We start from the raw sequence: 20,236 nt of genomic DNA, 5'->3' as shown, positions 1-20,236 counted from the left end.
AATGCGGAAATCGGACCTCTGTCGCAGACTGGAATCGGTCCTGTCCAGCCGTCCAATCTGCCGGGAGCATGGCTCATGTACTCCTTATGACTCCTGAGAGAGGACAGACCATCGTGGACAGCGCTTTGACGAGCCCGGACGCGTGCCACCTCGCTACCGCGTCGGGCGGTGAGCACTGATGCCGACGGCGGTTCTGCTCGCCCTGGCCGCCGCCGCCCTGTACGGCGCCTCGGATTTCCTCGGCGGGCTGCTGTCGCGTCGTACCCACTACGCGCTGGTCGGGCTCGTCGGGCAGTCCGCCGCCGCGATCGGTGGCCTGGCCGCCGCCCTTGCCGTCAGCGCCCAGCTCAGCATGGGCGCGATCGGATGGGGGATCGGCGCCGGGCTCGGTGGGGCGGTCGGGACACTGGCCCTCTACCGTGGCCTTTCCCGGGGACGGATGAACGTGGCCGGGCCGCTGTCGGCCGTCGGCGCGGCCGGTCTGCCCATTCCGGTCGATCTGCTGTCCGGCGGGGAGTTCACGGCGCTCGCGGTCCTCGGCGTCGCCTTGGCCATCCCCGGGATCTGGCTGGTCGCCGCGCAGCCGGGCAAGCGCGGCGGTGACAGCGCAGGTGGTGCTGGGGTGGCCGAAGGGCTGCTGGCCGGGCTCGGTTTCGCCGCCCTGTTCGTCTGCCTTGGCCGGGCCGGGGACGCAGCTGGCCTGTGGCCGGTGGCCGCGAGCCAACTGTCCGCCGTCGTGGTCCTGGCCGTCTACGCGCTGGCCAGCCGTCGAGGCCGGCAGGGGCGGGCGGCCCGCACCACCGGCGCGGCGCGGGTGCCATGGGCGGCGGTTTGGACTGGGGTCCTGGGGGTGGGCGCGACCGTTCTGTACTTCCTGTCCACCCGCGAGGCGACGCTCACCGTCTCCGCCGTCATCACCTCCCTCTACCCTGCTTTCACGGTCGCCCTGGCCGCCCTGGTGCTGCGGGAGCGGACCAGCCTGGCGCACGCCGCGGGGCTGCTGTTGTGCGCGGCCTCCGTCGGCGCCTTCGCCGCCGGTTGAGCCGCCACGTGTGGCGCTGGCGGCTGCCGTGCGTACCCTCCGCGAACGCCCCGCCGCACGTCAAAGGCCACTACCCATGATCGGGTAGTGGCCTTCGCCAGAACGCCTCAGCGACCGAGCATCAGGTCAGTCGCAGTGCTCGAAGCCGCTGGTGTACGTGCTGCTGCCGACCGAGCCGCCCCACTTGACGCACTTTCCGGAAGCGGCAAGCTTGACCGGTCCCGCGTAGTAGTCGAAGCTGCCCGAGTCGGTCTTCCTGCTCGCCCCTTGCGGCTCCAGGAACGCCGACACCGCCGACCCCTTGCCGAGGTTCGTCGTCTTCAGCGTCACGACGCAGTTGCTGCCGTTGCCCGAGTTGTACAGCAGGTACGCGCGGCCACCCGTCAGAGCGGCAGAGTCGATGACCGTGAACCCGGCGCCGCAGACGCTCTCGGGGGTGTTGGGGTTGCCGGGGTTGCCGCCACCGCCGCAACCGTTGGTGCTCTTGATGGCCTTCTTCTGGCCCAAGGACACGGTCACGCCCTCAACGGTCGGGCTGGTGTCCATCGCGCCGCTGGAGGTCCGCTGTTCGTAGTGCAGGTGCGGAGCGTTGGAGCCACCCGTCGAGCCGACGGTCCCGATCGTGGTGCCCTGGCCGACGCTCAGCGAGCCGCCGGCCGCCTTCACCATGGACGAGAGGTGGGCGTACCGGGTTCTGGTGCCGTCGCTGTGACGGATCTCCACCCACTTGCCGTAGCTGGTGTTTCCCTCGTCGTGGAAGGTCGCGGTGCCCGCGGCGGTGGCCCGTACGGTCTCACCGTTGATGGCGTCGCTTCCGTAGTTCTGCCAGTCGATGGAGCCCGACGGGTTGTGCGTGGGGGTCCAGTTGTTGGCGTAGAAGGTCTTCCCACAGTTGAACGGGCTCTTGTGGGACACGGCCAGGGCGCTGGTGCTCTGTGCCGAGGCGGCCTGGGGGATCAGCGCTGCCGCCGCGAAAGTGACTGACACGGCAAGGACGGCAAGTTTCAGCGTCTTCGGCCAGGTCGGCCTGCCGATTGCGAGCATGCTCACTTCTCTCTGAACAGGTGCGTATGGGGGGGATACGGTTAGGCGCCCAGTTGCCTGATGCCAAGAGCCCTGTGGGGACAGCGCTACGTTGGCGGCATGGTGATCCCGTTCTATCGGAAGGGAGGGCCGCCTTTAGGGCGAACCCGAAGCAAGAAGGTAATCGAGGGCCCGCATATCACTCGCATATGCCCCGCATAGCGATTACGAGGTGGGTTGCCGAGCGGCGGTGTCGGGTCGCCGCGCCCGGAACCTGCCCTGGGTGACGGCGAGGACCGCGCCGACGAGGAGCACGGCCGCTCCTGTGGCCTGCACCGTATCGAAGGACTCACCCAGGAACACGGCCGAGCACGCGGTCCCGACGACGGGCACGACGAACATCATGATGGACGCCGACGCGGGACCCACGGCGTGAATGCCCCGGTAGTAGAGCAGGTTCGCCACGGCGGTCGGGCCGAGCGCCACGAAGACGACGTTCAGCCAGACGTAGGCGGGCACATCCTGCCAGGCGACCTCCGTGGCCGCCGGCGCGCTGTAGATCGCCAGCAGCACCGCCCCGCTCAGCGTCGCGTACGTCGTCGCCTTGAGCGGCTCGATGCCGGCCAGAACGCGGCGACCGGACAGCGTGAACGCCGCCCAGCAGCCGGCGCTGAGCAGGAACAGCAGATCACCGATGAGCCGGGCCTGGCCCGCGCCCGCGGCTCCGGCCGAACCCGCGAAGAAGATCAGCGCGCCGACCGCTCCGGTCGCCAACCCGGCCACCCGCGCCACTGACGCGTTCTCCTGCCGGGTGATCAGCAGAAAGGCGGTGGTCAGCACGGGACTCATGACCGGGACGATGCTGCTTCCGTCGATCGACGGCGCGAGTGACAGCCCCCAGAAGAAGAACAGGTTGTAGGCGAAAACCCCGATCACGCCCGCCCCGGCGGCCCGTGCCCAGTCCCGTGGCGACGACCGCCGGCGGGCACCACCGAGTTGCCGGGACAACCGCAGGGCGACCAGGAGTGCCAGAGCTCCACCGCCGAAACGCAACGTCGCGACCACGGAGTGAGGCAGGTGATCCACGATCACCTTGGAGCTGCTGAAGCCGCTTCCCCACAACAGCATCGTCGTGGCCAGCAGTAGGTAGGGCTGGGTTCGGCCCGCGCCACTCGTTTCCGTGTCTGCCATGGGGAACCTCCGCAACGCGTCTTTCCGCGCCCGAGGATCGAGGAGGCGGGCGCGACAGCAGCGACCATCCTGTGCTTCAGGCGATGGGCCGGTCTTGTACGCTCGTGCGCCGCGAGTCGTACGCACATGGAACGAGGTGATGACGAGATGACCGGCAGGGGCCACCCGGCCCGGGAATGGACCAGCTATTGGCGCTCGGCCGAGATGCCGCTGGAGGCCATGTACGCGCGCTTCCTCAGCCACCGCTATCACCGCCACAGCCACGAGACCTACTCCTTCGGTGTCACCGAGCAGGGCGCGCAGACCTTCACCTGCCGCGGCGCCGGGCATACGAGCGCGGCCGGGATGGTCATGGTGTTCAACCCCGACGAGGTCCACGACGGGCATGCGGCCCACGAGCTGGGGTTCACCTATCGGATCGTGCACATCGGCCAGGAGCTGATCACCGGCGTCCTCACCGACGTGACGCAGCGCCCCGCCGGATTGCCGCTGTTCGCCAGCCCGGTCCTCAACTCTCCCGCCCTGGCGACGCGGCTACGCGACCTGCACACCGCGCTGCTGGGCGGCGCCGACCCGCTCGAGCGCGACGAACTGCTCTCCGGCACGATCGCCGCCCTTGTCCGCCTCGCCGCGCGCAGACCCCCCGAACCACCCGCCACCCTCCGCGCGGCCACTGCCGCGTATCTCGCCGCGAAGGCCCGCGAGCTGATCGACGACTGCTACACCGAGCCGATCAACGCCGACGACCTCGCGGCCTGGACCGGCTCCAGCCGGTACGCCGTCTATCGGGCCTTCCGCACGACGTACGGGCTGGCGCCCAGCGACTACCAGCGCCAACTGCGCCTGCGGGCCGCTCGCCGCCTGCTCGCCCGGGGGCGGCGCGCGGCCCGGGTCGCGAGCGAGGTCGGATTCACCGACCAGGCCCATCTGACTCGTTGGTTCACTCGCTCATACGGCGTCACGCCCGCCCAATACCGCCTGGCGAGAGCCTGAGGTTCTGTCGACGCCGAATTGGTGGCTCCGCCTGCGTAGATCTACTTTCCGGTGGCGTTCTGGCTCAGCCAGTCGCGGTAGCGGATTCGGCCGAGGCTGGCGCCGTCGGCGGGGACCAGCGTCCGCTCGCCCGGCTCGGTGCCGAAGTAACGCGCGTGCGGGTCGGTGACCACCGTACGCGGGTCGCCCCAAGCGGCCAGGGCGTCGCGGAAGAACTCATCCATCCGCGACTGCTCCGGCCCGGCGATCTCCATCCGGCGGTTCAGCGGTGAGCCCACCGCGACGCGGCCGATCGCCTCGGCGACGTCTTCGCCCGCCATGGGCTGGAACAGCACGGGCGCGATCCGTACCTGGTCGCCGTCCGTGGCCTCGTCGGCGATGCCGCGGACGAACTCGAAGAACTGCGTCGCGTGCACGATCGAGAACGGAATCCCCGACTTCTCGATCAGCTGCTCCTGGGCGATCTTCGCGGCGAAGTAGCCGTTGTCCGGCATCCGCTCGGTGCCCACGACCGACAGCGCGACGTGGTGGTCGACACCGGCCGCCGCCTCTGCGGCGAGCAGGTTGCGGGTGGAGGTCTCGAAGAACTCCATCACCGCGGCCCGCTCGAACGACGGCGAGTTCGACACGTCGACCACCACGGCCGCGTCGGTCAGCACCTCGTCCAGACCTTCGCCGGTGAGCGTGTTGACGCCGGTGTTCGGCGAGGCCGCCACCGCCTCGTGGCCGTGTTCTCTCAGCTTCGTCACGAGCTTCGACCCGATCAGGCCGGTCCCGCCGATTACCACGATCTTCATGAAGAGCCTTCCTGCCCGCCGGGGCGTCCATGTGCCAGCCGGTCCGCGAGCTAAGACAGGGCACCCTCTCGGCCTGTGACAGCCCCGGCGAAATCTTTCCCAGAGCCCTCCTTCCCCTCGCCGTCTCTTCTCGCCCACGCCGACCGGCAAAGGACGCCATTACCGTGGGGTGGTTCCGCAGGCCAGGTGGATCGCAGAGTACGGTCGGTGGAAACACATCCCGGTGCGAAAGGTCTCGGCGGGGGCGATGGGAGTGGCGGACACCGAATCGGGCGATCCGGAGGATCTTGAGCAGGCCGCGGTGGTCTTCGCCGGCGTGCGGCCGCGCCTGTTCGGGATCGCGTACCGGATGCTGGGGAGCGCCACCGAAGCCGAGGACCTGGTGCAGGACGTCTGGCTGCGCTGGCAGGCGTACGACCGCGCCACGGTGGACAATCCGGCCGCGTTCCTGGCGACGACGATCACCCGGCTGGCCCTCAACGCCGCCCAGTCCGCGCGCGCCCGCCGGGAGACCTACGTCGGCCCGTGGCTGCCCGAACCCGTCGACACCAGCGCCGATCCGCACCTCGGCGCCGAGCGCGGTGAGGCCCTGGAGTTCGCGGTGCTGCTGCTCCTGGAGCGGCTCACTCCCACCGAACGGGCGGCGTACGTGCTGCGGGAGGCCTTCGACTATCCGTACCGGCAGATCGCCGACATCATCCGGCTCAACGAGCCGGCCGTACGGCAGCTGGTCAGCAGGGCGCGCAAGCATGTGCTCGTCGAACGACGTACTCCCGTGGCCAAAGCCGAACAACGCAAACTGCTGACGGCCTTCGTCGCCGCCGCCCGCGCCGGCGACATGACGGCGCTGGAAGAGCTTTTCGCCCTGGACGTGATCAGCTACTCCGATGGCGGCGGAGCCGTGCGCGCCTCCCGCTTTCCCGTGGTGGGGGCGTCGCGGGTGGCGAAGTACCTCAGGGCGTTCGCGAGCCACTTCTGGATCGGGGTCGACGTGGCGTACGCGAGCGCGAACGGGCAGAGCGCCGCGCTGCTGAGCCGCGACGGGGAGGTGTTCGCCGTCCTCACGGTCAACGCCTCGGAGCAGGGCATCGACCAGGTGCTGTGGATGATGAACCCGGCCAAGATCACCGCCGTGTCCGCTCCGTCGTAAGGGGACCGGTTCGCCCAGGCGGCGAACCGGTCGGCCGCTCAAGGACGGTTTCGGTCAGGGGATGATCACGTGGAAGCCGGTGTCGCGGGCGCCGGACGCGCTACCGGTGCCGACGAAGATGTCGCGCGAGTCCCCGCAGACGATGTTGCCGTCGGGACGGACGAAGATGCTGGAGTCCCAGGGCGAGCCCGTCCACTGGGTGGTGGCGACCGGGACGGTGCTGGCGGCGTTGATGTCGGCGTCGAGCCGGATGCAGTACTGGCCGGTGGCGATCTTGCGGACCCCGGTGACGCCCTTGGAGCGGACGACGAAGCCGTTGGCGTTGACGATGGCGGCGGCGCGGACACCCGGGCCGGAGGCGCCGCCGAGGTCGGCCAGCGCCGGGACGGCGAAGGCGCCGAGCGCGCCGACGCAGGAGGTCAGGGTCACGGCAACGGCCATAGCGGTCTTCTTGATGCGCGGCATGCTGGTTCTCTTTTCGAGAAAGGGACTGACTGTACGGGAACAGGGCTTCTCATCAGGCCAGATGACGATCTTCCAGCCGGTCCAGAGCCAGCACTCACTGTAGTTTTTCGACACGTAGAGTGACGTTGCGACACGGTAAAGATGATCTCCTGGCCGACGAGCTCAGCCGGGCGCGAGTGCCGCGCGTTGCGCCGGGCTCAGGCGGTCCGATCTGGTGGTGACGGTGTACGTGCCGGGCTCCGTGCGCAGCAGCGCGAGCGGGTCGGCGATGACCGAGTGCTCTTCGATCGCGGCCAGGGCGTCGGCGACCCGGCTCACAGGCAGTCCCAACGCCCTGACCAGTTCGTCCACGGTGAGCGGCCGAGCGGCGTACACCAGCGCGGCGAGCACCGTCAGCGCATCGCCCATGACGATGTCGGCCAGGCGGCTGCCGCTCATCTCGCCACTGAGCCAGTCGAAGAACTGGCCCATCTGGCCCAGCCGGGTCCCGGCGGGCGAGTCGGCGCCGAAGAGGGCGACTCCGCGCTGCGCGGCCCGCGCGATTTCGGCGTGCGCCCCGGTGTCGGTCCGCCACGCCCGGAGCCAGGTGTCGTCGTCGACGACGTAGCGCTCGCGCCGCCCGCCGGGATCCGGTTCGCGCCCGACCAGGTCCATGGCCTCCAGGTAGCCGATGGCCTTGGACACCGACGCCGGGCTGACCTGGAGCAGGCGTACGAGATCGGCGGCCGTCAGGCTCCCACCGTCAGAGGTGAGCAGGCAGACGAACACCCGGGCGGCCATCCGCGGCAGGCCGGTCGCGGCCAGCAGGGCCGCGAACCGGTCCACGAAGCCGCGCGCCGCCTCGGTCGGCTGCTCCTCGGGCGGCTCCCCCGCCTGAGGTGGCCTGGCTCGGCGGGCGCGCCGTGCGGCGACCTGCTGGGCGCGGTCCGGCAGGTAGTCGCCGGACGTGCCGTTGCGCGCCACCTCGCGGCTGATCGTGGAGGTCGGCCTGCCGAGCCGCCTGGCAATCTCGGCGTAGCCCAGCCCTTCGGCCAGCCAGCTCGCGATCCGCCGGCGATCCTGATGGGTCAGCCTGCCTCCGGGCATCGGCGCCTCTCCTGTCGTGAACGGTCCGCGGGGTCCAGTGTGCTTTCATCGACAGGACATTGCAACGACGAGACCGGTCGATATTGCATTTCCCCACAAGGCTGTTGCAACGATTATCACCCATATATGCAGGTCAATGCGATTATTAGCTTCGCCAAGCGTTGACTGAAAATCGAATGCAACGTAGCCTTTGTTCATTCGGAAACATTCGGGAGAGGACACGAGCATGCATGTGATGGCGGTTTCCACGATCTCCGACGGGGACAGGTTCTGGGGCTCGCTGAAGAAGGCGCACGGCAGGCTGCCCAAGGGGGCGAAGTGGACCCTGGCGGTGTCGAGCACCGACGGGACCAAGGCGGTGAACGTCATCGTGCACGACTCGATCGACGGCGTTAAGGGCTTCTTCGAGGAGTACGCCGGCTCCTTCGCCACCACCGAATACTTCGAGGCCGACGCCGCCAACGCGGTCGGCCTCCCGAAGTAGGCCCCATGGCGAAAGGGCTGGACATCACGCGGATCAAGGCTCGAACGGCCGAGCTCCTCGCCGAATACCAGGTCCCGAGCGTCGCGATCGGCATTCTCCAAGACGGGGAGATCACCGACTTCGCCTTGGGCGTCAAGGAGCTGTCGACGCGAGAACCCGCGACGACCGACACCATTTACCAGTGCGGTTCCCTGTCCAAGACATGGACCGCTCTCGCTTTCATGCAGCTCGTCGATGAGGGAAAAGTCGGCCTGGACGAGCCGGTGCGGACTTATCTTCGCGATTTCCGGGTCGCCGACCCGGAGGTGAGCGCCGAAGTCACGCCCCGCCACCTCCTGAACCACACGAACGGCATCGAGGAGGACTACGGCGACCCGGGCGAAGACGACGACGTATATGAACGCATGATCGCGAACATCACCGGCGCCCCCCAGGTTCACCCCCTCGGACATACCCATGGTTACAGCGCGGCCCTGGGTTACGCGATCCTCGCCCGCGTCATGGAGGTGATCGACGGGAAGAAGTGGGACGACATCATGCGGGATCGTCTCTTCGGCCCTCTGGGATTGACCTCCACGACCAGTTGGCACGAGCAGGTGGCCCCAAACCGGGCCGCGACGGGCCACATCATCCGGTCCGTTGACGAGGGCCCCATCGTTTCACCGGTGGAGCATCTGCCGCGTTCCTTCGGCCCCGGCGGCAACGTGAACTCGACGGCGCGGGAAGTGCTCACGATGGCACACGTCTTCCTCAACGAGGGAAAGGCACCGAACGGCACCCGTATCGCCGCGCCCGAGATCATCCGCGAGATGATGGAATCTCGCGTCCCCATTCCCGACCCCTATATGTACGGCCCGGAGTGGGCTCTCGGGCTCATCGTGTGCGACTGGCACGGCGAGACCGTCTACGCCCACGACGGCAGCACCATCGGCCAGAACGCTCGGCTGCGCATTCTCCCGGACTCGAATGTCGCGATCTCGATGCTGGCCAACGCGGGACCGCGAGACAGCTTCTACAAGAAGGTGTTCAACGTCATCCTGGCCGAGCTCGGCGCGGTCACGATCCCGGAGCTGCCGAAACCCGACCCTTCGCGGAACCTCGACCTGTCCAGGTACGAGGGCACGTACGGGCGGCTCGGCACCCACTACGAGGTGACGGCCGAGGACGGAAAGCTCTCGCTCACCTTCGCCCTGAACCCCATGGAGGCGAGCTTTCTCGGCAAACCAGAACGCGTCACGTACGAGCTGCTGCCGGTAAGTGACACGCACTTCTTGATGCCTTCCGACGATCCCCTGGAAGACACCCAGACCGTCGCGATCTACGACTTCAAGAATGGCGTGGCCCAGTATCTCCACACCAATTGCCGGGTGAATCCACGAGCCCGGCAATAGCGTCACATCTGCGCGGCCGCCTCGTCGAGGCGGATGAAGGTGGCGCCCGCGGCGGCGGCGCGGGCACCGAGAACGTGCCCGTCGCACATCCTCGTCTCCGTCCCGGCCCGGTCGATCACCTTCCACGTCCTCGGCTCCCGGCATGGCTGGCCGAGCAGGTCGCCGGTCCAGGAGCGACGGCAGACCCGGCACGTGGAGACGCCCCCGCTGGCGGACAGGGTGTTGCCGTGCTCGGGGCAGACGCCCCACGGCAGGCCGCACGGCTGGTCCTGGAGTCTGGCCAGGTCCGCGGCCGCCTGCTGGAGATCCTCGGCGCCTCGGGCCAGCCAGTCCGCGGCCTGCCATGCGCCGGCGAGGTGCTCGCGTTCCGGTGATCCGTTCAGGGCGGTGCCGCAGAGCGCGCGTACCTCCGCGGTGAGCGCCTCGGCGCGACTCGCGAGGGCGCGCAGCTGCGCCGGAGTGACGGTCATGAAGGCTCCCATCTCCGCCAGGACCGACGCGGTCGGCCGTGAAGTGGCTGCTGTCCTGGACCCTACGTCGCGCCAGCTTCCGACGGGTCAGTCAGGCTCGGGCGGTGTCAGGAAGTCTTGGAGTTCGCGGTGCCGGAATTGGTAGGTGGCGCCACTGACGCGCAGCAGCCGTGCCTCGCAGGCCCAGTCGAGGAAGGTCCACAGCCGCAACGGGAGCACCCCGCGCGCGGCCGCGATGATCAAGCCGATCATGGTACGGGACCAGGCGACCGCGCCGAAGGCGAGGCCGAAGGTCACCCCACCGATGAGCGCGCAAACCAGCGACTGGACGACGCCCTGGTTCATGACGAATACGAGGAAGGCCGCGACACCCCCGGTGAGCCCGAAGGCCACTCCGATCATCGGGTTGCGGTGAAGCGCCTCTCGCGGGTGGGCCAGCTCCGCGTCCTCGCTCCATCCGCCAGTGGTGATCTTGAAGAGGACCCCGAGCGCGAAGGCCAGGACGAAGGCCCCGATGATCTCCGCGGTCAGTGCCACCGGACCGGCGCCGGCCAGGCGCAGCGGCGGCAATCCGGTCAGCGCGCCGCACAGTCCGAAGCCCAGCAGGGTGACCGGCTCGGCGCGGACCGCCTCGGATATGGTCATGCGCTCGCCCTGCCGGGCGGCGGCGGTCAATCCGATGACCGCGCCGAACACCGCGCCCCCGGCCGCCCCCGCCGCGATGGCGAACACGGGACCGAAGACCATGCCTTCGGTCAGCACGAGCCCGGTCAGGCCGCAGAGCGCACCGACCGGGCCGCCCGCCAGGGCGCCGAACAGGCCGCCGATCACGCGTCGCCGCCGAGGGACGTTGGCCCGCCCACCGGCGGCGGTCGGCCACTGCGACATCGACAGGCCGGTGGCGATGACCACCCAGCCCGCCATGAGCGACAAGGTGAGCCCCTCTCCGAGCCAGTCGCGCGGGTCACCGGTCCGGTCGACCGCCGACCCCGCCCAGAACGCCAGCATGGCGACGACGGCGAAGATCACACAGCACAGGCAGTGCACCGCCCGTACCCGGCGCTCGCCGCCGATCGGCCACAGCAGGTGCGGCACGATGTCGATCGGCGTCATGCCGGGCGGCGGCCGATCCGTCTCGGCGGTACGGGCGGCCTGCCACCGCAGGTGGGCGGCCAGGTTCTCCAGCCAGGACCGCACCTGTTCAGGACGGTACGGAGTGCCGTGGGCGGCGCGTGGCGCCAGTGCGGTCGCCGCCGGGACATACGCGCCGAGCAGCCTGCGGGCGATCCGCGCCGCCGCCGAACGCGTGTCGGGGTCCTGGTCGACGCGGAGCAGTTCGTCCGGATCGGCGCCGGACTCCACCGCGGTCACGGTCAGCAACAGGCGCCACGGCGTGGCCAGGGCGGCGTGCACGGCCCTCCCGGTGGGTCCGGACAGCGCGGCGTGCAGGCCGTCGCGGTGGATGTCGCAGGGATGGCCGTCCGGCCAGCGGGTGCGCAGGTAGGCGTTGATCTGCTCGATGGTCAGGTCGTACAGATGGATCCTGGTGGCGTTGTCGAGCCCGGCGCGGACCAGGGACAGCTCGGCGTGGCGGGCGGCCCGGCAGGTCACGACGACCGCCCCCGGCCGCCGGCCGGAAAGGTCGCTGTACCGGTTGAGCTCGGTCAGCAGGCCGATCGCCCGGCGCGGCGGGCCCACGGACGGCTCGGGGTCCAGCTCGTCGAGCCCGTCCAGCACCGGCAGAACCCGGCGGTCCCGTACCAGCCGCTCCGCGTCCTTGGCCGTGAGCCCGAAGTCGTGCGCCAGCTGTTCGGCCAGCCATGGCTCGAACGGGCTGCCCAAGGTCCATCGGGCGGCGTCCAGGCGTACCGGGACCATCTGTGGGTGGCCGGGGCGTTCGCCGCCGGTCAGGAAAGGCTCCAGCAGTTGCAGCACCAGCTCTATGGCGAGCACCGTCTTGCCCGCTCCCGACTCGCCCACGATCAGCAGGCGCCGCGGGTGCAGGGCGGTGAAGAAGCGGCCGATCGACCGCGGGCCGTCCTTCATCTCGCCGCCGGCGTCGTCCAGGTGGATCGGGTCCTCGTACGGGCCGAAGGAGACCGGTGCGATGGTGTAGCCGCCGAGCAGCCCCTTTCGTGCTCTGTCCTCCTCCCGGGCCACTCGCCGCGCCAGGAGCTCGGCGGCGTGGTCGCGCCCGGGACGGTCGGTGGTCTCCGCGTCGGTCGCCGCGATCTGGACCGCGCCGCCCACCGAGACCGCCGCGACCGCCTCCGCCGCGACCATCGCGAACGCCTCGGCCGCCATCGCCTCCGCCGCGACCGCCGCGGACACCTCCGCCGCCATCACCTCTGCCGGGTCCACCGCCTGCGGCTCGATCGTCGGCGACGTCCGCCGCTCCATATCCGAGGCGGGCGGTGTACGGGGGACCGGCCCGGCCAAGGCGGTCCTGGCCACCCGCCAGCGTTCGAGCTCGCCGGGGATCAGCTCGGCCGGATAATCGCAGTAACGGAAGCAGGCGGTGACGAACGCCTTCACGAAGTCCCACCGCGGCAGCCTGTCGGTCTGCCGGAGAACATGCGAGGTCGTGCTCTTGGGCAGCGCGTCGATCGTGGCTCCGTCCGAGGTCACCGTCTGGCCGCCGAGAGAGCGCAGCCTGCTCAGCGACGGCTCGCCCGCCCACCGTTTGAGCCGGACCAGCGACCGGACGAAGTCCGGGGCGCTGCCGGCCTCGGTGGGATCGGGTGGACGGGGGTGGTCCGCGGCCATCAGTGCTTCGTCCTCACCAGCGACCACTCGAACCTCGTGCTGCCGCGCCGGGGCCATCGGCCGTCCAGGTAGGTGCCCGCCAGTGTCTGGACATGACGTGACTCCATCAGGAAGTCGCGCGCCTCGTCGGACTCCACCAGCTCCCGGCCGACCGCGATGGGCACGAACCCGTGCCGGGGGATGTAGACCCATCGGCCGCGGTCCCAGTCATAGGGATCGAACCAGTGATGGCGGACCGTGCCCGACATCCGCACCTCCAGCCCGGCCCGGGTCAGGACGAACGAGCCCTGCGAGCGCAGCAGGCTCATCCGGCTGACGTAGAAGAGCTCCGTGCCGATGAACGCGTTGATCCGGGCGTCCCAGTAATCGTGCAGCCAGGTCGACGCGCCGTCGCGCAACACTTTCGCCTCTCGTACGAGCTGCCGCTCGAACCGGTTCTGGTTCTTGCGCTCGGCCTTCTTGATCACTTTGAACGAGCGCAGCCAGCGCAGGGACATCGTCCTGGACGCACCGGCGCCGTCCATGAAGTGTTCCAGGAAGTCGGACGCCATCGGGTGGAAGTCCCGGCCTTCTGCGACGATCGAGCGGAACAACGCGGCCAGTTCCGGGACGGGCTTACCCGTCCGTCGCCGGAAGCCTCGCAGGAACATGCTCGCTCTCTCTCCGTGGTGGATTCCAGTGGGATTCCCTGGGTCATGGACACGTCTGCCGGTAGGCCTCCCCCCGTACGTAGCTCGCCCATTCGTCGCGGGTGAGGGTGCGGCCCGCGTTGGCGCACGCCGCGGCCACCGGGTCGGCGGGCAGGCGGACGTTCCACAGCCGCGCGGTCCCGTCACCGGCCACCGTGGCGATGGTCGTCCCGTCCCGGCTGTAGGTGATCGCGGTCACGGCGCGGGTGTGGCCGGTCAACGGGGTGCTCAGCTGCCGGTGGCTCCGCACGTCCCACAGCCGCACCACGTCGGCGGAGCCGGTGGCGAGGATCTGTCCGTCCGGGCTGAAGGCGAAGGTGTTGATCGCGCCGTCCTCGGCGATCAGGGCGATGCCGAGCGTGCGGTGCCGCACCACGTCCCAGAACCGCACGCTGGAGTCGGCGGCCGTGAGTGCCAGCGCCTGCCCGTCGGGGCTGAACGCCAGATCGTTGACGAACCCGCCGGCGGCCGGGGGCGGCGAGCCCGCGATCTGGCGGCGGGTGGCCACGTCGAAGAGCCGAACCTGGTCGTCGTAGCCCGAGGTCGCCAGGGTCGAGCCGTCGGGGCTGATCGCCATCGCCGTGATCACGTCGGTGTGGTCGGGGACGCTGATGCGCGGCCCGGTCTCCCGGCGGCTCGCGAGGTCCCAGAACGCGATGGCTTTGTCCGCCTGGACGGCGACGTACCTGCCGTCCGGGCTGAGCCTGGCCAGGCCCTTGAGCGTCGCCTCATGGGCGATCTCGCGGCGGCTCGCGACGTCCCAGAGCCGCAGGCCGTCCGAGCTTGACGTCAGGAGCGTCCGCCCGTCGCGGGTGAATTCGATCGTGTACACGGAACGGCGCGCGCCCCGGGGACGCAGCGGCGGGCCGAGGCGACGCTGGGTGGCCACGTCCCACAGCTGGATCGCGGGGTCCATCTGGTCGGCCACGCCGGCGGCCAGGATCCGTCCGTCCGGGCTGAGCGCGACGGCGGCCTGTGCGGGCATCGAGGTCCCGACCTGCAAGTGGATCTGGGGGTCGGCCAGCCGTACGACGCCGTCGTCGCTGGCGGCGGCGAGCAGCTTCCCGTCCGGGCTGAACGCCACGCGCTCGACACCCATGCCATTGTCGGCGAGCGCGGTCAGCTGCTGGCGGCTGGCCGTGTCCCACAGGACGGTGCGGCCGGTGTCTCCGGCGGTGGCGAGCCGGGTGCCGTCCGGGCTGAAGGCGATCGCGTTGAAAGCGGTACGGCGGTCGCTGAGCACACCTGTCTGCTTCCGCGTGGCCACCTTCCACAGCCGGGCGGTGTGGTCCCAGCTCACGGTCGCGAGGGCCGTGCTGTCGGGGCTGAAGGCGAGATTGGTGATGGTGTCGGTGTGCCCGGCGAGCGGGGCGCCGAGCCGGCGGGAGGTGGCGATGTCCCAAAGCTGTGCGCTCTTCTTTTTCGCGACGGCCAGCGTCTTTCCGTCCGGGCTGAACGCCACCGCCCTGATGATGGACGAGAGGTCCTGTCCGTAGTCGGCGCGGCCAAGGGGAGTCCCGTGCGGACGGTGCGTGGTCGCGTCCCACTGCCGGACGACGCCTCTGAAGTCGCCGGTCACGAGGGTCTTCCCGTCCGGGTTGTACGCGAGCGCCGACACGACCTCCTCGTGATCCAGCGGGGCGCCCAGGTCGCGACGGGTGGCCACGTCGTAGAACCGGACGGTGTCGAGACACGCCGTGGCCAGCGTACGCCCGTCGGGGCTCAGTGCCAGCTTGACGGCTGAGCACTCGTACTTCGGGCGGGTGATCGGGGCGCCGAGCTGCCGCCGACTCGCCACGTCCCAGAACCGCGCGGTGCCGTCGTCGCTTCCGGTCACGATGAACGAACCGTCGGGGCTGAACGCCAGGTCCGTGACGCCTCTCGTGTGCCCGGTGAGAGTCCCCCGGCCGGTACGCGTCGCCGCGACCAGCACGCGGTTGCGCGCCTCGTCGGTGTCGGCGATCCGCCACGCCGCCACGGCCAGCAGCGAGGACAGGGGGACGTCGCCGGTGATCTCGCTCTGCGCCGCTACCTGGCGGGAGAGCGCCACCCCGCGTTGCACATCGGCCTCGTTCGCGGCGTTGACGGCGGCGCCGGCCGCGATGAGAGCGAGGATCGACAGCGCCGCGAGACCGGCCATGACCAGCCGGCGACGGCGGCCGGTACGTCGTGCCGCCCGCGTCGATGCCGCGACGAAGCCCTCGGCGGCCGGGCCGGGGGGTGGAAAGCTGTCAGGGTCGCGGTCCCAGCGGTGCCGGCTGTCCTGAACCGCCAGCAGCCGGGCGCCCCGGTAGAGGAAGGCGGGGTCGCGGTGGTGCTCGCGCCATTGGGCGGCGTCGTCGATGAGGCTGTCGTACACCGTCTGCGCGGTGAAGTCGGGTTCGAGCCATTGGCGCAGGGTCGGCCAGGCGATCAGGAGCGCGTCATGGGCGATCTCGACGGTGTCTTCGTACAGGGTGAGCAGGCGCTGATCGGCGAACGCGGACAGCAGCGCCGTCACCTGCCCGCGCCGATCCGCCGACAGTGCCGACGCGGCGGCGTGGATCTCGGTCAGCGTCGCTCTGCGCCGGGCCACCCGCCCGCCCGCGGTGATCAGTGTCATGCGCCGGAAGAGTCTGAGGGCGGTCTTGCGGTCCTCCGCCGACAGCCGGTCGAGGATCTCGTCGGCCGTGCGCTGTACGGAGTCGCGGACCCGGCCGGACTCCTCGTACCCCCGGACGGTCAGCCGGCCGTGCTCACGTCTCTCCCAGGTGTTGCGCAGCGCCTGCGAGAGCAGGGGCAGGGCGCCGGCCTCGTAGCCGTCCCCGGCGGCCTGGTCGACGCGTAACTCGCCGAGGATGGTCTCCACCAGACCGGGCTCGATCTCCAGGCCCACGGCGGCCGCGGGACCGGTGATGGCCAGCCGGAGGTCCGACTCCGACATCGGCTCGACGATGACCTGACCGTCCTGGATGGCCTCGGCCAACTGCGGATAGGCCGCGCAGCGGTCCCAGTAGTCCGCGCGTACGCCGACGATCACTCCGGCGCCCCGCGGGCCTTCGGCCAGGGCGTGCAGCGCCCTGACGAACACCTGGCGCTCCTGCTCGTCGCTCACCAGGGTGAACAGTTCCTCGAACTGGTCGACCACCAGGATGAGACGGCCGCCCGCCGGGAGAGGCGCCATCCGTCCTGGATCGTCGCGCAGCTGCTCGTACACCGTTTCGACGTGCTCGCCGAACGACTTCGCCCATTCTTCGGCGAGTGCCCGCAGCGGCGTCGAGGTCGGCGTGATGAGCAGGCGCGGCCAATGCCGCGAGCCGGCGACCGGCAGCATCTCCTGGGCCAGCGCCGGCAGCAGCCCCGCCCGCAACAGCGACGACTTGCCCACACCCGAGGCACCCGAGACCAGCAGGACGGTCCCGTGCCCGTCCAGGCGCGCGCCCAGGCGGTCGACGAGGCTGCGCGTGGCCCGCGCGCGGCCGAAGAAGAACTCGGTCTTCTCCCTCTCGAACGGCACAAGTCCTTGGTAGGGGCATACCTCGCCCCCGTCGTCGGACGGTGACAGCACCTGGGCTTGGCGGTTGCCGCCCTCGTCCCCGTCGCTCATGGCCTTCATTCTGGCTAATTGCCGCGATGCTCATCAATTCTATTCAAACCGCGAAGGTATCGATCGCGGCCGAGCCCTGGAGATAACCGCAGGTCGCGATCGTCTCATCCGTCTCAAGGCCGTCCGATTCCGTTCGCTTTCGTCCAACAGTGGCGGGAACAGCTGGAAAGCGCTTTCGATGTACATGGGGATCTCGCCGACCAGGGGCGGCGAGAGAAAACGGGGCGGCTCCCTGGATAGGAGCACAAATCGATGAACGACAATCACGTTCGGTTGACCACTTCCCTACCGACGGAAGTCATACGGTGTCCCGAGGCCGAGTTGTCTTTGGGGGCGCTGCTGCGCCGATGGCGGGGGCGGGCGTTGCTGACCCAGGAGCAGCTGGCCCAACGTACCGGCCTCAACGTTCGGACCGTCCGCCGGTTGGAGCACAACGTGCTTCAGCAGCCGCGCATCACCTCGATCCTGCTGCTGGCGGAGGCGCTGGAGCTGGACAGCGAGGAGCGCGCGATGCTGGCCGTCGTCGCTCGCGGCCCGTCGGCTTCCCCTGAACGCGGTGAACCGGAAGAGACCTGCCCAGCGCCGGCAGCGGTGACCATTCCGCGAGAGCTACCGGCCGATGTTGCGGCGTTTGTTGGCCGAAAGCATGAACTGACGGCTTTGTCGGATTATCAGAATGCGAACACGGCGACGGTCATCGCCATTGACGGCATGGCCGGAGTCGGAAAGACGGCGCTGGCCGTTCATGCCGCCCACCTGCTCAGCTCTCGGTTTCCCGACGGTCAGCTGTTCGTGAACCTCCACGGACATACCCGGGAAACGACCCCCGTCGATCCACGTGACGCGCTCGCCCGCATGCTCCACGCACTTGGCATCCCTGATGACCGCATACCCGGGCATATCGATGACCGCGCGGCGCTGTATCGCAGTGTCGTGGCCGACCGCGAAGTCCTGATCGTGCTGGACAACGCCGCCGACGAGGACCAGGTCCGCCCGCTGCTGCCCGCCGGACCGGGCTGCCTGCTGATCGTCACCAGCCGCCGCCGGCTGATCGGCCTGGACGACACGCGAACCTTGTCGTTGGACGTCCTGCCGCTGGAGGAGGCGGTCGCCCTGTTCACCCGCATGGTCGGGCGGGAGCATGTCGCGGACGCGCCGGCGGGCGTGCTGACGGAGACCGCGGAGCGGTGTGGGCGGCTCCCGCTCGCCATCCACATCGCCGCCGTCCGGCTGCGGGCACGTCCGACGTGGGGCGTGCGGCATCTGCTCGACCGGTTGAACGACGATCGGCTGTCCGAGCTGACGACCGGGCGGCACAGCGTCACCGCCGCCCTGGATCTGTCCTATCAGCGGCTTTCGGAGGATCAGCGACGCGTGTACCGGGTGCTGGGGTCACAGGCCGGTACCGAGTTCGGGGTCGACGAGGCCGCGGCCATGCAGCACACGACAGTGGTGCGGGCGAGGCGGCAGCTGGACCAGCTGCTGGACGTCCACCTCTTGCAGGAGCCCGCACCCTGCCGGTACCGCTTCCATGATCTGGTGCGCGACCACGTCTCGGCCCTGCTTCGCCGAACGCCGTGTGAGGCCGCGCGGGCCAATTCCGCTTGACTACTCGACGGCGCCCGAGCGGGTGAGGAGGTCCTGGTACCAGGTGTCGTACGGGTGGTTGGACGCCGGATAGTTGGCCAGTGGGTCGGTGGCGTCGTCTTCGGAGTCGAAGTCCCAGCCGCGTACGAGCCGTCCCGCCTGCCGGGCCGCGGTGATGAACGAGGACTCGCCGGCCGACGCCGCGTAGAACAGCGCGCCCTGCTGGAGCTCCGCGCTGTCGCCCTTCTGGAACTCGTCGAAGGCGGTCTGCTGGTAGCGGATGCGCTCGCCGGCGACCCTGTCGGTGTCCAGGCGCAGGGTCTGGGCCGGGGTCGGGCCGTCGGCGCCGGTCCACACGTGCACGCGCGACGAGCCGCTGGTCGAGGTGGTCGCGTCGTAGCGGGCGTCGGAGGTCTTGGCGTTGCCGCTCCAGGAGACCGTCGCCGCGGCGGCGTCGAGCACGCCGTCCCAGTCCCAGTTCTGGCTGTTGCTCTGACTGCGGTGGATCTCGCGTAGCTGGGTGCCCGCCGCGTCGGTGAACCTGACCGTCGGCAGGACGCCGTTGTCATACTGGTGGCTGGCCGACCAGGTGATCTCGCCGCCGGCGTCGAGGCGGCCGACGCGGTACCAGAGGGTGGTCGCGGTCTGGGACTGGTGGACCTCGACCAGGTCGCCGTTGTCGTTCAGCGCGACGGACGGGGTGACGCCGTTGTCGTACTTGCCGTGGCGTAACCAGGTCACGCGGCCGTCGGCGCCGTACGTGCCGCTCCAGTACCAGAGCGCGCCCGCGCCCGAGTCGTGCACCTCGACGACCTGACCGCGGCCGTTGATCGCGACGGCCGGGTGGTAGCCGACGTCGCGTTTGTACTGGGCGCGGGTCGTGCCGTCGCCGGAGATCACGGGGAGCACCCGGCCGCGCAACGTGTCCACCGACGGCGGGCTCGCCGGGTAGTCCTTGGCCCAGAACAGCCGCGAGCCGAAGACGGAGGTGAGCTCCTGGTTGAGCGCGGCCAGGTTGCCGGCGGCGTACGAGGTGTTGTCGGTCAGGTCGTCCTTGATGTCGAGCGCGACGACGATCGGTGCGGCGGTGGGATGCTGCGCGGACCAGGTGTTGATCACGCCGAGCCAGTCGCGCAGGAGGTTCGAGGCGGGGTTTCCGTTGTGGTCGACCTGGTTGCCGGGAGAGTCGTGGCCGACGGAGTAGTCGTGCGAGGTGGCGTAACCGTTGTCGTGGATGTCGAGTTCGAGGAAGCGAATGCCGTGGTCGAGTTGGTAGGCGATCGAGTTCTTGGCGCCGCTGACGTTGCCCGAGTAGCTGTTGTGCGTGGCGCGGAAGATCGCCGAGGGTAACGGCACATCCGCGGCCGCCTCGGCGTTTCCGCTGATCAGTAATGCGGAAGTAGCGACGGCGAGCGCGGAGAGAACGGCTTTTGAAGGGGCCATTCCCCGATCTTCACACCGCCGATGATCCCCGACAATACGCTCGCGGACCCTCGCTGGCCTCATTCACCGGCTC

The 20,236-nt window shown here is 69.7% G+C and carries 16 protein-coding genes; 6 read left to right on the top strand and 10 right to left on the bottom strand.

Annotated elements, in window-relative coordinates:
* Positions 1 to 178 precede the first annotated feature (178 nt).
* Positions 179 to 1,042, top strand: coding sequence for an EamA family transporter (locus ACGFJ2_RS22635; RefSeq protein WP_393471159.1), 864 nt, complete (start codon positions 179 to 181; stop codon positions 1,040 to 1,042).
* 126 nt (positions 1,043 to 1,168) lie between these two features.
* On the opposite strand, the gene ACGFJ2_RS22630 is transcribed toward ACGFJ2_RS22635, so the two are convergent.
* Together ACGFJ2_RS22630 and ACGFJ2_RS22625 are read right to left on the bottom strand one after the other, a co-directional pair.
* Positions 1,169 to 2,029, bottom strand: coding sequence for a M23 family metallopeptidase (locus ACGFJ2_RS22630; RefSeq protein WP_357939463.1), 861 nt, complete (start codon positions 2,027 to 2,029; stop codon positions 1,169 to 1,171).
* Between the two features lie 261 nt (positions 2,030 to 2,290).
* Positions 2,291 to 3,256, bottom strand: coding sequence for a DMT family transporter (locus tag ACGFJ2_RS22625; RefSeq protein ID WP_393471155.1), 966 nt, complete (start codon positions 3,254 to 3,256; stop codon positions 2,291 to 2,293).
* Positions 3,257 to 3,382: 126 nt separating this feature from the next.
* Between ACGFJ2_RS22625 and ACGFJ2_RS22620 the strand changes: the two genes are divergently transcribed.
* Positions 3,383 to 4,249, top strand: coding sequence for an AraC family transcriptional regulator (locus ACGFJ2_RS22620; protein WP_393471152.1), 867 nt, complete (start codon positions 3,383 to 3,385; stop codon positions 4,247 to 4,249).
* Positions 4,250 to 4,290: 41 nt separating this feature from the next.
* Here the strand turns inward: ACGFJ2_RS22620 and ACGFJ2_RS22615 are convergent, their stop codons facing one another.
* Complete coding sequence (locus tag ACGFJ2_RS22615) at positions 4,291 to 5,046, bottom strand: SDR family oxidoreductase (protein WP_393471149.1); 756 nt, start codon at positions 5,044 to 5,046, stop codon at positions 4,291 to 4,293.
* 223 nt (positions 5,047 to 5,269) lie between these two features.
* Between ACGFJ2_RS22615 and ACGFJ2_RS22610 the strand changes: the two genes are divergently transcribed.
* Positions 5,270 to 6,196: an RNA polymerase sigma-70 factor gene (locus ACGFJ2_RS22610; RefSeq protein WP_393471146.1), complete on the top strand. Its 927-nt coding sequence runs from the start codon at positions 5,270 to 5,272 to the stop codon at positions 6,194 to 6,196.
* Positions 6,197 to 6,250: 54 nt separating this feature from the next.
* On the opposite strand, the gene ACGFJ2_RS22605 is transcribed toward ACGFJ2_RS22610, so the two are convergent.
* Both ACGFJ2_RS22605 and ACGFJ2_RS22600 read right to left on the bottom strand, forming a co-directional pair.
* Positions 6,251 to 6,661: a hypothetical protein gene (locus ACGFJ2_RS22605; RefSeq protein ID WP_393471143.1), complete on the bottom strand. Its 411-nt coding sequence runs from the start codon at positions 6,659 to 6,661 to the stop codon at positions 6,251 to 6,253.
* A 162-nt stretch (positions 6,662 to 6,823) separates the two neighbouring features.
* Positions 6,824 to 7,747, bottom strand: a complete 924-nt coding sequence (locus ACGFJ2_RS22600; protein ID WP_393471140.1) for a MarR family transcriptional regulator — start codon at positions 7,745 to 7,747, stop codon at positions 6,824 to 6,826.
* A 235-nt stretch (positions 7,748 to 7,982) separates the two neighbouring features.
* Between ACGFJ2_RS22600 and ACGFJ2_RS22595 the strand changes: the two genes are divergently transcribed.
* Positions 7,983 to 8,231: a hypothetical protein gene (locus ACGFJ2_RS22595; protein WP_357939449.1), complete on the top strand. Its 249-nt coding sequence runs from the start codon at positions 7,983 to 7,985 to the stop codon at positions 8,229 to 8,231.
* 5 nt (positions 8,232 to 8,236) lie between these two features.
* The gene (locus ACGFJ2_RS22590) at positions 8,237 to 9,622 is read left to right on the top strand and encodes a serine hydrolase domain-containing protein (RefSeq protein ID WP_393471137.1); all 1,386 of its coding nucleotides are present in this window, start codon (positions 8,237 to 8,239) and stop codon (positions 9,620 to 9,622) included.
* A gap of 2 nt (positions 9,623 to 9,624) precedes the next feature.
* Here ACGFJ2_RS22590 and ACGFJ2_RS22585 read toward each other — a convergent pair whose 3' ends face one another.
* The 4 genes from ACGFJ2_RS22585 to ACGFJ2_RS22570 all read right to left on the bottom strand — a co-directional run bounded on the left by ACGFJ2_RS22585 (position 9,625) and on the right by ACGFJ2_RS22570 (position 17,133).
* Complete coding sequence (locus tag ACGFJ2_RS22585; RefSeq protein WP_357939446.1) at positions 9,625 to 10,092, bottom strand: hypothetical protein; 468 nt, start codon at positions 10,090 to 10,092, stop codon at positions 9,625 to 9,627.
* An 87-nt stretch (positions 10,093 to 10,179) separates the two neighbouring features.
* Entirely contained in the window at positions 10,180 to 12,858 is a 2,679-nt protein-coding gene (locus tag ACGFJ2_RS22580; protein ID WP_393471134.1) for an NACHT domain-containing protein, read from the bottom strand.
* A complete protein-coding gene (locus ACGFJ2_RS22575; protein ID WP_393471131.1) occupies positions 12,858 to 13,508 on the bottom strand; it encodes a hypothetical protein in 651 nt (216 codons plus the stop codon). The genes ACGFJ2_RS22580 and ACGFJ2_RS22575 overlap by 1 nt, the downstream gene beginning before the upstream one ends.
* 43 nt (positions 13,509 to 13,551) lie before the next feature.
* Positions 13,552 to 17,133 (bottom strand): hypothetical protein, encoded by a 3,582-nt coding sequence (locus ACGFJ2_RS22570; RefSeq protein WP_393471128.1) that lies wholly within the window; start codon positions 17,131 to 17,133, stop codon positions 13,552 to 13,554.
* Between the two features lie 252 nt (positions 17,134 to 17,385).
* Between ACGFJ2_RS22570 and ACGFJ2_RS22565 the strand changes: the two genes are divergently transcribed.
* Positions 17,386 to 18,741, top strand: coding sequence for an ATP-binding protein (locus tag ACGFJ2_RS22565; protein WP_393471125.1), 1,356 nt, complete (start codon positions 17,386 to 17,388; stop codon positions 18,739 to 18,741).
* Here the strand turns inward: ACGFJ2_RS22565 and ACGFJ2_RS22560 are convergent, their stop codons facing one another.
* Positions 18,742 to 20,163: a hypothetical protein gene (locus tag ACGFJ2_RS22560; protein ID WP_393471122.1), complete on the bottom strand. Its 1,422-nt coding sequence runs from the start codon at positions 20,161 to 20,163 to the stop codon at positions 18,742 to 18,744.
* Between the last annotated feature and the right edge of the window lie 73 nt (positions 20,164 to 20,236).

The sequence above is a fragment of the Nonomuraea sp. NPDC049028 genome, from assembly GCF_043197735.1.
Lineage (GTDB): Bacteria > Actinomycetota > Actinomycetes > Streptosporangiales > Streptosporangiaceae > Nonomuraea.
The sequence above is the reverse complement of the archived record's forward strand: the minus strand, read 5'-3'. Positions and strand labels throughout refer to the sequence as shown.

Coding starts and splice junctions, on each gene's coding strand:
- ACGFJ2_RS22585 (WP_357939446.1), bottom strand. CDS start 10,092: ATGACCGTCACTCCGGCGCAGCTGCGCGCCCTCGCGAGTCGCGCCGAG.
- ACGFJ2_RS22565 (WP_393471125.1), top strand. CDS start 17,386: ATGAACGACAATCACGTTCGGTTGACCACTTCCCTACCGACGGAAGTC.
- ACGFJ2_RS22600 (WP_393471140.1), bottom strand. CDS start 7,747: ATGCCCGGAGGCAGGCTGACCCATCAGGATCGCCGGCGGATCGCGAGC.
- ACGFJ2_RS22560 (WP_393471122.1), bottom strand. CDS start 20,163: ATGGCCCCTTCAAAAGCCGTTCTCTCCGCGCTCGCCGTCGCTACTTCC.
- ACGFJ2_RS22580 (WP_393471134.1), bottom strand. CDS start 12,858: ATGGCCGCGGACCACCCCCGTCCACCCGATCCCACCGAGGCCGGCAGC.
- ACGFJ2_RS22575 (WP_393471131.1), bottom strand. CDS start 13,508: ATGTTCCTGCGAGGCTTCCGGCGACGGACGGGTAAGCCCGTCCCGGAA.
- ACGFJ2_RS22590 (WP_393471137.1), top strand. CDS start 8,237: ATGGCGAAAGGGCTGGACATCACGCGGATCAAGGCTCGAACGGCCGAG.
- ACGFJ2_RS22570 (WP_393471128.1), bottom strand. CDS start 17,133: ATGAGCGACGGGGACGAGGGCGGCAACCGCCAAGCCCAGGTGCTGTCA.
- ACGFJ2_RS22615 (WP_393471149.1), bottom strand. CDS start 5,046: ATGAAGATCGTGGTAATCGGCGGGACCGGCCTGATCGGGTCGAAGCTC.
- ACGFJ2_RS22605 (WP_393471143.1), bottom strand. CDS start 6,661: ATGCCGCGCATCAAGAAGACCGCTATGGCCGTTGCCGTGACCCTGACC.
- ACGFJ2_RS22595 (WP_357939449.1), top strand. CDS start 7,983: ATGGCGGTTTCCACGATCTCCGACGGGGACAGGTTCTGGGGCTCGCTG.
- ACGFJ2_RS22625 (WP_393471155.1), bottom strand. CDS start 3,256: ATGGCAGACACGGAAACGAGTGGCGCGGGCCGAACCCAGCCCTACCTA.
- ACGFJ2_RS22635 (WP_393471159.1), top strand. CDS start 179: ATGCCGACGGCGGTTCTGCTCGCCCTGGCCGCCGCCGCCCTGTACGGC.
- ACGFJ2_RS22620 (WP_393471152.1), top strand. CDS start 3,383: ATGGAACGAGGTGATGACGAGATGACCGGCAGGGGCCACCCGGCCCGG.